12 protein-coding genes are annotated in these 14271 nt (G+C 41.3%); 4 read left to right on the plus strand and 8 right to left on the minus strand.

Features of this window, described 5'->3' with window-relative positions:
• Positions 1 to 223 precede the first annotated feature (223 nt).
• Complete coding sequence (locus tag HGJ98_RS15130) at positions 224 to 445, plus strand: alpha/beta-type small acid-soluble spore protein (RefSeq protein ID WP_291352294.1); 222 nt, start codon at positions 224 to 226, stop codon at positions 443 to 445.
• A 173-nt stretch (positions 446 to 618) separates the two neighbouring features.
• Here HGJ98_RS15130 and larA read toward each other — a convergent pair whose 3' ends face one another.
• The 5 genes from larA to HGJ98_RS15155 all read right to left on the minus strand — a co-directional run bounded on the left by larA (position 619) and on the right by HGJ98_RS15155 (position 6167).
• Positions 619 to 1878: a nickel-dependent lactate racemase gene (gene larA / locus HGJ98_RS15135; protein WP_291352296.1), complete on the minus strand. Its 1260-nt coding sequence runs from the start codon at positions 1876 to 1878 to the stop codon at positions 619 to 621.
• A 78-nt stretch (positions 1879 to 1956) separates the two neighbouring features.
• The gene (locus HGJ98_RS15140; RefSeq protein ID WP_291352319.1) at positions 1957 to 2820 is read right to left on the minus strand and encodes a sugar diacid recognition domain-containing protein; all 864 of its coding nucleotides are present in this window, start codon (positions 2818 to 2820) and stop codon (positions 1957 to 1959) included.
• Positions 2821 to 3354: 534 nt separating this feature from the next.
• A complete protein-coding gene (locus tag HGJ98_RS15145) occupies positions 3355 to 4134 on the minus strand; it encodes a transposase (protein WP_291352297.1) in 780 nt (259 codons plus the stop codon).
• Positions 4135 to 4172: 38 nt separating this feature from the next.
• The gene (locus tag HGJ98_RS15150; protein WP_291352299.1) at positions 4173 to 4547 is read right to left on the minus strand and encodes a hypothetical protein; all 375 of its coding nucleotides are present in this window, start codon (positions 4545 to 4547) and stop codon (positions 4173 to 4175) included.
• Positions 4548 to 4643: 96 nt separating this feature from the next.
• Complete coding sequence (locus HGJ98_RS15155) at positions 4644 to 6167, minus strand: helix-turn-helix domain-containing protein (protein ID WP_291352301.1); 1524 nt, start codon at positions 6165 to 6167, stop codon at positions 4644 to 4646.
• A gap of 204 nt (positions 6168 to 6371) precedes the next feature.
• On the opposite strand from HGJ98_RS15155, the gene HGJ98_RS15160 reads away from it, so the two are divergent.
• Genes HGJ98_RS15160 through HGJ98_RS15170 form a run of 3 tightly spaced genes read left to right on the plus strand, consistent with a single transcriptional unit; the run spans position 6372 to position 9466 of the window.
• A complete protein-coding gene (locus HGJ98_RS15160) occupies positions 6372 to 7526 on the plus strand; it encodes an iron-containing alcohol dehydrogenase (protein ID WP_291352303.1) in 1155 nt (384 codons plus the stop codon).
• Between the two features lie 36 nt (positions 7527 to 7562).
• A complete protein-coding gene (locus HGJ98_RS15165; RefSeq protein ID WP_291352305.1) occupies positions 7563 to 9266 on the plus strand; it encodes an aldehyde ferredoxin oxidoreductase C-terminal domain-containing protein in 1704 nt (567 codons plus the stop codon).
• Entirely contained in the window at positions 9266 to 9466 is a 201-nt protein-coding gene (locus HGJ98_RS15170; protein WP_291352307.1) for a MoaD/ThiS family protein, read from the plus strand. Before HGJ98_RS15165 ends, HGJ98_RS15170 begins: the two co-directional genes overlap by 1 nt.
• 115 nt (positions 9467 to 9581) lie before the next feature.
• On the opposite strand, the gene HGJ98_RS15175 is transcribed toward HGJ98_RS15170, so the two are convergent.
• The 3 genes from HGJ98_RS15175 to HGJ98_RS15185 form a co-directional block, all read right to left on the minus strand.
• Positions 9582 to 12056, minus strand: coding sequence for a PAS domain S-box protein (locus HGJ98_RS15175; protein WP_291352309.1), 2475 nt, complete (start codon positions 12054 to 12056; stop codon positions 9582 to 9584).
• A 465-nt stretch (positions 12057 to 12521) separates the two neighbouring features.
• Positions 12522 to 13523: a 4Fe-4S binding protein gene (locus tag HGJ98_RS15180; protein WP_291352311.1), complete on the minus strand. Its 1002-nt coding sequence runs from the start codon at positions 13521 to 13523 to the stop codon at positions 12522 to 12524.
• A gap of 198 nt (positions 13524 to 13721) precedes the next feature.
• Positions 13722 to 13976 (minus strand): hypothetical protein, encoded by a 255-nt coding sequence (locus tag HGJ98_RS15185; protein WP_291352313.1) that lies wholly within the window; start codon positions 13974 to 13976, stop codon positions 13722 to 13724.
• Positions 13977 to 14271: the final 295 nt, after the last annotated feature.

The following is a 14271-nucleotide window of genomic DNA, read 5'->3' on the forward strand; positions in this document are numbered from 1 at the left end:
CTAATAACAGCCAGATACTAAACAACCCTTAACTTATAAATACTTCGACAGGAGGTGTAGATATCCTTTAGGTGAACCTTTAAAAATGCAGAATCATCAGATACCTCATTTAAATTTACCTAAACAGTCCTTGGAATAAATTATGTAATTGTTACATGAATAGAGTCCTTCTTGATGGTTAGTATAATACTGTGCTAAACAACTGAAAAAGGAGGATGGTCATATGAGTCGAAATACACCTGAAGTTCCGGAATCCGAAAAACAGTTGGACGAACTTAAGTGGGAAGTAGCCGAAGAGCTCCATTTAGACGACGATATTCAAGAAAAAGGGTTTGCAAACATGACAACCCGAGAAGTTGGTCAAATTGGTGGAAATATGGTCAAAAAAATGATTAGCTTCGCAGAGAAAGAAATGGCGGAACAAGGTTCGGATATTATAGATTAGGATCAAGAGCTAAAAATTGCAAGGGACAACGTTTTTAACGTGTCCCTTGTCTTATTTAGGTACGTTTACCTTTTTATATCTATTTCACAGACTCCTAATTCTAATCTAAAGAAAAACAAAGCTTTTCGTTGTAATACTTTTCTATGCAGTATAGGGGTTTGGTCATTATAACCTTACTCGACATACGGTATCGTAAGTGGACCAAGTGGTAATACTGCAATACTCATTTCTTCACCATATTTACTAACTAGGTCCTTTAGCGTCTGTTCAATATTGTTCGTAGGAGTAAGATTAGCAATCTTTGTTGATTCTTCTGGTAACAAAGAATAGAGGTAGACATCTGCCCACTCCTGAATCATAGCCAGGCGTTGGGCTTCCCATTGATCAAACATTTGAAAGGTTGGTTCATTAATCATTTCCAGAAGCTCTTTTGGTGAGTTGCGCATTTGTAGTATTTGAACGAAGTTTCCATGTTCGGGCATGCCTTCGCTGCATTCAGCAGCGCAGATAATTGTACCACCTTGTTTGACAATCATTCGTGCAGCATCCATACCCTTTACAGCCTGATATAGGTTCTGATCAAGAGGGTAACCCGCATTTGTTGTAATTACAACATCATAACGCTGATCACATTTAATCATGGCTTGCTCTTTGACATAAGCACATCCAATAGCATGAGCCTCAACCAATTCACCGGCAAAGACATTTGTAATCTCTTTCTCACCATTTAGAGCTACATTTAGAAGAAAATCCGGTTTGCAAAAATTATTGACTTCTCTGGTCATTTCTTGAAGAGGATTATTGTCTAATTTCCCCCAAGTTGCCATAGGATGTCCAATCATTTTGGCGTTATGGAAGGTCAGAATCGTTTCAATTCCCGCTACACCAGGCATAATTCCTTTAGGTCCACCAGAAAAACCCGCAAAAAAATGCGGCTCGATAAACCCTGTTACAATTCTAAAATCTGCCTCGACATATTCTCTATTTAAATATACTTCACAGCCAAAGCTACTTGTGCCTAGATGGGAGAGTTCCGATTTCTCGTGACAATGATGATTCACAATCCGTACAGTATTTACAACTGTTTCACCTAACATATCGATGAACTCTTCTCTTGTTTGGTCACGATGAGTTCCAAGTCCGTTTAAAATCGTAATGTTTTCTATAGCAACATGGGAGAGTTCCTCAAGTAACCAGGGAACGAGTTTATGGTTTGGTGTTGGTCTGGTAATGTCACTAATTACTATAACTACCCTATCAGTTGACTTAACCATTTCTCGAAGAGGTTTTGTACCTATAGGGTTTCGAAGGGCTTCAACTACAAGATCGTGGTCATCCTTGGGTAATTTCATGTGTTTTGGTTCAACAATTCTTGTATGTTCTGGAACATTGATATTTAACCCCGTCTTACCATAGGCTAAAGAAACATCCATAGTCTGTTCTCCTTTTTAAGTAACATTGCTTTAATAATATGTATAGACAAGTTATTATTGCTCTTCTATAGATAAGAACTATAAACTTAATGACATGGATTTCAATTCCTCGCTCACTTTTTGCAGACCTTCAATTAAAACTGCAATTTCCTGATTAGCCTGTGCTTGTTCCTGGGTAATAGTACTGTTGCGTAACGAACTTGCTGCTATTTTTTGGATGACGGATTGAAACTCCAGTAAAAGCACACTTATCTCATTAGCTGATCGATTACTTTCATCCGCAAGTTTACGAACTTCACCTGCTACAACGGAAAAGCCACGACCATGTTCTCCCGCTCGAGCTGCCTCAATAGCTGCATTTAATCCTAAGAGATTGGTTTGTTTAGCCACCCTACGAATTAACTCTAAAATGTCAGAGGTAGACTGAAGTTGGTTTTCTCCATCTTGTGCTTCTGCCGCAATAACTTGACTAATAGAGGCTACTTCTTGTGCGGAAGCAGCTGTTTGTTGCACTGCGCTAGCAGCTCGCTCTATTGCATTACCTAAAACTTGTACTTGATTGCGAATGACGTCTTTTAATTCTTCGTCTCTTAACATCATTACGACCATACCAGCAGCAATTCTGGCAACAGGACTAACGATCTCTAACGGTCCAGCTATTCCGAAAGTACCAATTTTTATGCCATCTATTTTAATTGCTTGGTTATAGCCCTCTTTAAGCTTGCCTTCAGAAGCTTCAGCCTCCGCCGATGTAATTGTTGTTGAGTCAATATTTGTGGTCATAATTTGTCGGCTTCCCTTATGCTGTACTCCAATTCTAGTCTGAGCAGAATCTGCCACGATTATCCCTTGCTCATTACAAACAATAACAGAAAACCCACATTGTTCATGAATAAAATCCACTATTCTGTTAGCAACAAATTCACTAAGCTTAGCGACCACAACTTCATCCCCTTTTTTAAGCCTAATCACCCACCAAGCCAGATAATATCGCATTGTCTGATGGTCGGACCAGTAACATTAAATAAACTATTGACTATATTTTACCACATTATTTAGGGAGAAGTATGATATATTGTTCACAACTGTAAGGTTAGACATACAATAAGACTACCCCATTATTAAGGGGATAGTCTCGTTTCTTAGTAAAATAAATGAGATGTCTAGTGTCTTAACATATACTTACGTTTGATAGATTCAGCTACCATGCTTAAAAAATAATTATCGGCGGACTTAAAAGTATCTACGATTTCACATTATGACTGAGTGAACCTCCCCCACCTAAACTACGTTTAGAGCGAAAACACTGTTTTCGCTGAAGGATAGGGGCTTCCGGCAAGCCCAAAATGTATGTCTCAATGGCATCTCGCTTAGAGATACCTCACCCAAGGCGCGAGTACATTATTTCGGTAAGGCCGGCAACTATATGCAATTGTTGCATACGGGCCAGGTTCATGGCATCTACTACTTCCCGCTTTAGGGGATCCGTAGATACTTTTGTTGATCCAATGATATTTCCCGGAACTTCCCATATTTGTATTTGCTCAAGATGTTCTTCGCTCCGTGGATATCCCTGTGTTCCCGATATCCGCAAGTACAACTGTAATTCCTAGAGGATGTTTTCTTTCTCCTCCCACAAACGGGACACGTTTGTGTTGTATAGGATTCATCTACTTTTTGTAGGCTTATTCCCTCGGTTGCCAATTTGTATTGTAGGTAGGCTGTGGTTCGACCAAATTGCCATTGAGACATTTTTTGATTGTGTTTACTCGAACGTTTACGCTTGTTCTTTTTCTTTTTGGGAGAAGTATGTCGCTGTATACCTTCCATGTTGCCTACAACGACTTCCTTGACGTTATTTTCTCGACACCAATTTACAAATTTACGGGTGGTTTTGTGAAGGGCATCTGTCAACTGGGCATCACTCTTATCCAAGATGTAGTTCAAAGCTCGCCGGTACTTTTTCCATTGACGAGAACCTTTTTGACATTTGGCTATCTTCTTTTGCAGTTCCTTCATTTTCTTATTACGTAATCGTTTGAGACTTCGGATCTTCCGACCGGTAATGATCACTCCTTGATCGTTATCACAAACTGCAGCTATGGTGTGGATCTCACCTAGGTCTATTGCCGCAATACCTAGATTATCGTTTTCTTTTGGAGTTATGCCGTCATCATAGGCTATAGCTAACCGCAGACCCCGGTCATAGATAAGTTCAATCTCCTTGATTTTGGGCAAATCCTTTACTCTAATCACTATAGGTTTTTGACGTGTACCACTGAAAAGCCCCAAACCTAACTAGATTTTTCCGTTTTCGCCAACCCGAAACCCATCTTTTTTCCACTTAGAATTGAAATGCTTTTTTTCTTTGTAGGGGTACCGAATTTGGGTGAATCCCAATGCTCTCGCTTTATGGGCATTTTCTCTAGCATCAATAGATTTTTCGTATACCGCCTGTATGGACTGACTGTGGATGGGTATTGACCTTTGGTAGCTAAATGCAACGTCCCTCGGTCAATCCAGCGACCGGTTTTTTGAAAATGTTCTTTGGCAAATTCTAGAGAATCATTCCAAACATGAGCAGATGTGCGATTACAGGCAAAGAGACGTTCTATGTTGTCTTTAGTAGTATGGAACGTTGTCTTTAAGACTCGGATTATTTTGAACACCCCCTCCAACATTCCTTACCCTTATTTTACCACAGGGAGAATAGTTTTAGAACAGGTGTTCCGGTAATATTTTGGGGCGACGATTCATGTCACCACCTATAGAGGATGAGAGTCTTCTCGCCGCGCGATGATAAAAAAATCAATCCTAAATGAATCCATCAGAGAATAGACTACCCCTACTTTGTTAAGATCTAAGTTTGTGAGCTGCTGGATACGATTCATTCTGTAAATAAGAGTGTTTCTATGGACAAATAAAGCCTCTGCTGTTGAGCGGAGGTTATTTTTATTCTCCAAAAAAACACGTAATGTATTAAATAGTTCGGTGCTATTAGCTTTGTCATATTTGCGAAGAACCTTCAAAGCAGGATGAGTATAATGTTCCAAAATCATTTTCCCAGTGTAATTATATAACATGTCATAAAAGTTATAATCACAATAGTCAAAGACCTGATTGATTTGTCCAAACCTTTGTGCCTGCTTTATAGACGCAACGGCCTGATTAAAATGTCGTTTAAATTCTAAAATACTATTAAAAGGCCAACTTAGACCGATGCTAATATCTTCGTTTTGAGCTAGTTTGCTAAGTTCCTCCCTTTGTTCCTCGGAAACGGATGGTACAAGAATGCCGTTATAATTCTTGTATTTTACTGAATGTCCTTTAGGAAAGATGCGTTCCAACTCCACGTTAAGAGTTCTCTTAAGGTAACGGTTGTCTATATTGTGAACATACCGAGCAACAATAACAAACATTTTCTCAGGAAATTTTAGCTTTGTCATTGTAATGTATTCCTGGGGGTTCGAAATCTCTGCCTCATCTAATAAATTATAAAGTGTTGCACCAAATAAGGACCCCTGAGCTCCTTCGGAAACCAAGTCTCGATTAAAAATATCTAGTATTAATCGTCCAATAAGAGGAAGTAGACGATAATGAAACCGCTGAATTCGAGAATGGTGTTCAACCATGATTAATGCGCCAACAACATTGTTCTGTTGGGTAATACGCGCCACCAACTTTGGTTGCAGATCACCAGGTAGTGTAATGAGTTGAGTTGCTCTTCCATGTTTGCTCCATTCCTTCATATGGTTATTGGAACGAACTTTCTGAACAAATTCGTAAGAGCAAAATCCCATTTCGATGTTCTGCACCCAAAGAGGATCGACTATTTCATAAAGAGTCGAATGTGCTAATACCTTCTGACTGGAATCCACGAGGATTAAGGCATTTCCCAACAGTCTTGCCGCACTGTTGATAATCGTCTTAATATTTTTTTCAGTCAAAGCCAGCTGCGCTAATTCGAAGTACAGACCATCTCCTCGTAAATCCTCTAAAATCAAATCTTTGGCTACTCTAGAAATACTACTTAGATCCTCAGGACAGATACGGGCATGATTACTCCCCTCCAGTATTGGTAGATGCTCGTCCACTGATAAAAGCATAATAGGCCGATCCGGTGGAGTCTTTATTTCCAAAAGGCTCCCAATATATAATACGTTTTCATTCCAGTGATATTCGGAGCTATCCAAACGTCTTATATCCATAATAGCAGGAGAGTCACAGATCGTTTTGATTTGAATTTTATAAGTTTCTTGAAGTATGTCTATCAGCTCTTTATAATACATTTTCTCACCACCCAGTACTAATATACCACAATATATTTCGTTAAAGTTGAAACTATTTTTAATAGTGCAAATGTTACAAATAGACCTCTATTTTTTTGTAAGGTTAGTACATATATCATTAAACATCTCTGTGATAGCATTAGTACAACAAGTTGTCAGAATTATTTAAAAAAACCGTCTAAATGGAAGGAGTAGGTAGGTAAAATGATTACATCGTATGAAGTATTTGTTCCTTCAGTAATGGGTAGTGGCGCATCCCTACGTACAGGCATCAAAGTTCGCGCGCTAGGTTGTAAAAAAGTACTAGTAGTCTATGACAAGGGGCTTAAGGCCGTCGGAATTGCAGATACAATAGTTGAGAATCTTGAAAATGCTGGTATCAAAACCGTATGCTTTGATGGGGTACTCCCAGATCCTCCGGATACTATGGTTGAAGAGGCAGCAGAAATGGCCCGTAATGAGACTATTGACGGCATTGTTGCGATAGGTGGAGGGAGTGCCATTGACACAGCTAAGGGAATCAATGTATTAATCAACAATACTCCTCCAATCATGAAGTACTTCGGTGTTCAAAAAAATCTCAAACCAGGTGTACCTATGATCTTTATACCCACAACAAGCGGTACCGGCAGTGAAGTCACAAATATGTGCGTAATCTCTTGCACCTCACGGGGAAACAAAGACAGCGTTGTAAGCCCAATATGCGTAGGCACTCTGGCAATTCTTGATCCTGATCTTACCCTGGGATTACCTCCCGCTATGACATCAGCAACCGGTGCGGATGCATTAGCTCATGCTGTTGAATCCTTAACGGGCGCACATTCCAACCCTCTCTCGGATGCTTTAGCAAGGGACTCTATTCGTTTGATTGCCAAATGGCTTCCTGTTGCTTATCGTGATGGCTCAAACCTTGAAGCTAGAGAACATATGCTCCTTGCCTCCATGTTTGCGGGAATGGCGTTCACGAATGCTTTAGTTCATCTTGGTCATTCAATTGGTCATACTCTAGGAGCTCAATTTCACATACCCCATGGAATTGCCTGCGCTGTAACACTGCCAGAGGTTATCGAGTATGCGGCCAAAACTGAATCCAAAAAGGTACGGATGATTTGCGAGTGTTTGGGGGCAGACGTCCCAGAGGATGCAACTCCCGAGGAAATAGGAGCCATTGCTCGTACAGCCCTCCGATCCTTTATTAAATCGGTTGGAATATCGAACATAAAAGATCTCGGTATTCCACTTGAAGCATTACTTAAAGTACCACCCTTAATCACTGCAGATACGGGTTTTGCCCTTGTGCCTTACCGTATTACTGCAGCAAAGGTAGCAGAACTATTAAAATCTGCTTACGATGCTTGATTGTACTGCTTGAAGAATTGAAAGGAGAGTATGACTATGTGGTCAAAATTAGTAATTGATATGAAAACTCTAACGGTTAATAAAGAGCCTCTTGATGCAGAATACCAGGAACTAGGGGGCAAGTCGTTAGTTGCAGCCTATCTCATGAAAAATGTCCCTCCTCAGTGTGATCCCCTAAGCGATCAAAACCAACTTTTGCTGTGCACAACTGTGTTTGCAGGAACTAAGCTTACCACCGGGCACCGACTATCCGTCGGAGCTAAAAGCCCTCTGACTGGTGGAATCAAAGAAAGTAATGCTGGTGGCTATGCAGCAGCCTTATTGGCAGAGCAAGGGATTAAGTTAGTAGTTGTAAAGAACCTGCCCGTCAATGATGATCTTTGGCTTTTACACATTGATGAAAAGGGTAATGCTTCCTTGAAAGACGCCAAGATGTACGAAGGAGTCAACAATTACGAGTTTGTCGAGAAGGTACGTGAACGCTTCGTCAATAAGCTCGCTACTATTTCTATTGGAAGTGCTGGCGAACGTCTTTATAAGAGTGCTTCCTTACAGGTTTCAGAATTTGGTTCGGGTCATCCCAGCCGTGCGGCCGCACGCGGCGGACTAGGTGCAGTAATGGGCAGTAAGAGGCTTAAAGCTGTCGTAATTGAAAAACCCTTAGAACCCTTTAAGGTACCCTATGCCGACGAAGAAAAGTTTAATGAAATATGCCAAATGTTTAATAAGGTCGTTGCTCAAAATGCCAAAAATGATGCTTTCCATAATATCGGGACAATTTCTACCATCGATGTGACTGGTGCAAATGGTGTTCTTCCTGTGGATAACTTTTCCGGCAAACTGTTTCCTAAATATACAGAGGTTGGCTCAAACAAATTCATGTCTAACTTAGCAGCTCGAGGAGGACGTAATAAGATCTCTTGCCAGCCAGGTTGTGTTGTACAGTGTTCAAACTCATACAATGATAAAGACGGAAAGTATCTCACATCGGGCTTTGAATATGAAACAATAGCTCTCTTTGGGCCTAACTGCCACATTGATGATTTAGATGTAATTGCCAAGATGGATCACATCTGTGATGATCTTGGTGTGGATACGATTGAAATCGCCAATGCCCTAGCCATGTGCATGGAGGGTGGTAGAATTCAGTGGGGAGATGTAGCTGCTGCTCTCGCTCTATTACAGGAGATGATGGAAGGTACCGAGTTTGGAAACCTCATTGGTAATGGATGCGAGGCCGTGGGCAAGAGCCTGGGATGCAAACGTATCCCTGTAGTAAAACACCAGTCTATACCCGGATACGATCCCCGCAACACCAAAGGTACTGGTATCACCTATTCCACGAGTCCGATGGGTGCAGACCATACCGCCGGCCTTACCATGGGCCGTGCCTTCGATGATTGCGGACGGGCAGCGCAGGCCTATGCTTCTAACAAGTTACAAGTAGCCATGAGTTTTGCTGATAGTATGATGTGTATCTTTGCCTTCGCTAATGCAGTCACACATTTACCTTTGCTTGGTGATCTTATGGCAGCTCAATATGGTGGTCAAGGTGGTATGGCTCGTATTGCCCCAATGGGTATCAAAGCGCTCCTAACTGAAAGAGCATTCAACAAACTGGCCGGAATGACCGTCAAAGACGACCGACTGCCTGATTTCTTCTACAACGAGCGTTCCGTTGCAACCGGTTCAAAGTTCGATATCATCGACCTTGAATTGGATGTACTCTTTGATTTTTAATGATTAGGGTTAACGGACGAGAAATCGTCTATGAAAAAGGGATGACAGTGATTGATGCATTAAGGGCCGCTGAAGAATCCGCGGATGGCTTGACCTTAGTAATAGTTAACGAAAAACTATTGCCCTACGGTCAACCTTATACGGAAACCCTAGAAGATGGCTCTCATATAAAGCTGTTTCCCATCGTTTCAGGGGGTTAAAATCAACAATAAACAGAGGGACAGGTTCCTTGTTTCAACTGAAACATTGGAACCTGTCCCTCCTTTTTTTCATTAACCACTTGGTCCTAGCGTTGCCTGTTTAAAAATTTTGCGATTACCTGACTTTATCCAATATCTTCTCTAGTACAGCTAAGTCCACTGGCTTAGCTAGGTGTACATCGAAACCTGCTTTAATGGCTCTTTCTTTATCATCCGGTTGGACATAACCGGTTAATGCAATTAAAAGTGTATTCGTAAAGTCATTATCACATCGCATACTCCTGGCCACTTCATAGCCGTTCATGTCCGGCAGTCCGATATCGCAGATTAGGACTTCCGGACGGAACTCTTTCGCCTTGGCTATCCCGTCAATCCCGTTATAAGCGGATACAACTTCATGTCCTAAATTCCTAAGGAGCAAACAAAGAATTTCAGCGACATCGCGTATATCATCAATAACTAAAATCCGAAGTGTTCTTGAGAATTTCTCATCAGCTTGCGATTGTTTCTCTAGACTCTGATAATTAATTTTTGGAAGAGGTAAGCGAAGGCTAAATTTTGTCCCTTTACCTAATCCTTCGCTAAAAGCAATTACCTTGCCGTTATGAAGTTCTGCTATGCCTTTTACTATGGCCAGTCCCAGGCCGAGCCCTCCACCACCCCGATCCAGTGAGCTCTCTACTTGAATAAAGGGTAAGAACAAATCGGGTAATACATCAGGCTTGATTCCCAAACCGTTATCCCAAACATCAATCACAGCTTCCTGATTATCCTCATCTTTTGAAACTGTTACTAAGGTTTGGTCACCTATTGATGTATATTTTGACGCATTATGCAGGAGGTTTCCGATAGCTTGGGTCAAACGTGCTTGATCCGCTTCCAGGTATATCGGAGCAGCGGTTAATTTAACCTTAAGACTGACATTGTTCTTTTCAAACTGTACTTTACAGTCTTCAACTGCCCTAGAAGTAAGTTCATTAAGTTCGACGGGTTCCTTTTTCAAATTAATCATATTCCGCGTAATGCGGGTGACTTCCAGCAGATCATCAACTAAACGAGAAAGTTGGGCAGTCTGACGGTTCATGACTTCTTTAGCCTGTCGCGCCTGTTCTCCACCAAGGGGCACTCGATCCAAAAGTGAAAGGCTCATCATAATAGAGGCCAGTGGATTCCTAAGTTCATGGGAGAGCATACTAAGAAATTGATTTTTGTTTTCATTCATTTTGCGCAATTCCTCAACCAGAGCAATAGCACGTTTTTCGTTTTGATGAATTGCTTCTTCAGCTATCGTTCGCTCAATTGCATCTGCGGCCTGTCGAGCTAACAAGTCCAACATTCGTAGTTCACGTTCATTAAATAGGTGTGAAACCTCATGCATTGTTTCTAATACGCCCACTACGTTGCCGGAACTGCTGACCATGGGCGTAGCTTGCATGGTTTTAATCCCACGACTTAATAGGATCGATAAACCTGGCGTCCCCTTAAAGATGGGGCTTTGTGCCACGTCCTCGACGATAACCCTCTGTAAGGTTTTTAATGCTGCTGAGGCAACAGACCTGCCATGTTGAACCGGGGCACAATGAAAGTAATTAATACCTTCCTCTGTTAAACCCTGGTGGGCATAGACCTTTAGATTTCCAGCCTGTTTGTCGAGCATCGCAATATGTCCTCTATCTGCATGAGTCAATTTCATAGACACATCAAGAATCTCTTCATATATACTCTGCAAATTATCCTTAAGAATGAAGTGAGCGCTAAGAGAATGAAGCTTATTAAGGGCTTCAACTTCGGCGGCCAAATCATCCTTGAGAATCTTTAGTTCTTCTTCCTTCTGTTTTCGCTGCGTAATGTCCCGGAAGGAACCCACTAAACCTTTATACTCTCCTTTATGATTTACTAGCATTCTAAGGTGAGCATCTGTATTGATTAACATCCCATCTTTGCGGCGATACTCTATCTCCCCGATGTAACTGCCTTCCTCATACAACTTAGCAAGGGCCTTTGCCCGAGACTTAGAGGTATTACTTGGAAACAGTTCTTTCATGGATTGTCCCATTAACTCATGGGCAGACCAGCCAAATATTTGTTCAGCCATCTTATTGCAATATATAAAGTTAGTATTCTCATCATATGCAACTACAGCATCATGAACGCTAGACAAGAGGTTCGCTTGTAGAGTTAATTTTTCCTCAGTATTTTTCCGCTCTGTTATATCTGCAATAATTATAATAAATTGACGATCTCTATGCAGAGAATAGGCCTGCACCTCGAACCATTGGGCGAGCACTTTAATATATTTATCATACTTTACAGACTTGCCGGATCGAACAATATCTCCAAATTTCTGAGTCCACTCAGGTTCAATAACAGACAAAAACTCTTTAAAGCTGTGGCCATAACCTTGATTGTGTTTCAAACTTTTATGTATTGTATATGAGATATCGAATTCCAGGATCTCGTAATCGATGGGCTGGTCTTTTTTATTTAAAATCATTTGGGCAAGGGCAAACCCTTCCGATAAGTGATCGTAAAGAAGGTCATGTATTTCAGAATTCGTCTTTAGTTCTATAAATTCACTTTCATCCGACATTTTCCGCCTTTTCTCCTTTCGTTTTGACAATTTATAATTAGAGGAATTAGACATATGTATCAAAATATCCTTTAAATGATGAGTAATTCTATATTATAATTGTCCTACCCTAAAACCCCTATGCCGATTAGGCAATTCCAGAATTGAGGATTAGAAGCACTATAAAGCAATTGCAGTCAGGTAACTATATAGTATCTATATCACGACAGGGCCAGTTCTAAATCAAATATGATCTATATTTGATGGTATTATGAAATACAGAGGGACTATCAGTTAGAGATAGTCCCTCTGTATTTCAATAGACACGAAAACCCTCGATAGTCTCCGGTGACGAAAGTCTCCTGCGGAGAGTTTCTCCAAAGCCGTTGTTCTCCAAAAAATAATTACCAGTGTAGGATGAGTATCGCCGGGGCGCCCACCCCAAAAGGAATACTTCGTGGCGAAGGAATCCTTTGCAAAATTTGCTTAAAAGTGACTAAACTGATCCATCCTAGGAATCAACATCCTATACATTTCCATCGAGATACTCGTATCCCAGTGACCTGTCAGCTGAGCGATTCCGATCATTACGAACCATAATCCGACCACACATAACGCTAACCTCTTTTGCGACAATGGGAAAGAGGGCTTGGGAAGATCAAACTTCAAGGTGTCACTCACTGGACACTGCTTGACACAATTCAAACACCCTGTACATTCGGGTGACCATACGATCTGAGTTTTATCGACGTTGATACGATTTGGACAAGCCATCGAACACCGTGAACAGGAGATACACGTGTCGAGGTCTCTTCGTATCTTCCAAGGACTTATCATACCTAATAAACCCAATAACGCTCCATAGGGACACAGATACCGACACCAGAAATTCTCAATGAGAACAGAAAGAAAAATGAAACCAGTTATAACGCAGAATCCTACCCAAGTCATATTAATGAAGAATTCCAGCATCTTGATATCTGCGACCATGTTATAGGGAGTCTGCAAAAAGGCATAGGCGGAAGCCCCATCCATTAAGACGAAAATGAAGTAAACGAAGAAACCCATAATTAAATACTTTAAAGAACGTAAAACATAATCGAGCCAGCGCGGAGGCGTAAAATTCTTCTTGAATATCTTTTGCCCCAGCAAAGCTAAACCTTCTGCTAGTGTACCGAATGGACAAATCCATGAACAAAATGCCCTCTTCCATAAAAGGGATACGCTCATTGCAGCTAAAAAAATCACAAGCCCCGCAGGATGAATCTGGTCAAAAAATCCGGTGGTCAGCCAAGCTTTTAAAGCGACTAAAGCACTAATTGGAAGAAATGCCTCCACTCCGGCAGGTCTTCCTTTAAATAGATTTACGTCTGAATCAGAGATACTCTGAACAAAACCAATAAATTGTATACCAATTAAAACAACCATTATTGCAAATACAAATTGGATGCTCCTGCGCCAAGTGTATTTTTCTTTACACTTTAACATACGTCCTCCTTTGAGCCGAATAGAACTACCCCGTACTGGCAACAAAAAACCTGAACCAGTATGTGCATGGAAATATACTAGTCAGGATTCAAAAAAGACATGTGAACTTTACACTGATTCTTACCAGTTTTAATTATAAGCGATTTTTAGTAGTTTGTCTGTGATCTAGCTCACAGCAATGTTTCAAAGAGAACCTCGTTAGTGATAGTTTCTTGCTGTTTGCCTGGCTTCCCTTGACGAATTTTCCTGCCGTTTGGATCCTAATTTCCCAGGAGCTATGCTCCAAGTATCCTTGACCCTGGAACGAAAGGCACGATAGTCTCCAGTGGAGAGTATCGCCGAAGCCGTGATCCGTAAAGGAATACCTTCCGGCGTAGGATAGAGTATCGCCGAGCCACCCACCACAAAGAAACACTTCGTGGCGAAGGGGAGCCTTTCGCCACACTGCGACATATAAAGCACTCTCCAGCAGTGTGGATCCCGAACGGGTGGAACCCCGGTATCTTAATTACGAAACACAGAAAGGACTAACTCATTAAGAGATAGTCCTTTCGCTTGTTACCTGGCGATGACCTACTTTCCCAGGGGCTATGCCCCAAGTATCCTTGGCCCTGGAACGAAAAGCGAATGAGCTTTTCGCCACACTGCGACTCATAACGCACGCTCCTGCAGTGTGGATTCTTAACTTCCGTGTTCGGTAGCAGTATTATGGAACATAGAAAGAACTACCTCGTTAGAGATAGTCCTT

This window comes from Desulfosporosinus sp. (assembly GCF_014237355.1).
Lineage (GTDB): Bacteria > Bacillota > Desulfitobacteriia > Desulfitobacteriales > Desulfitobacteriaceae > Desulfosporosinus.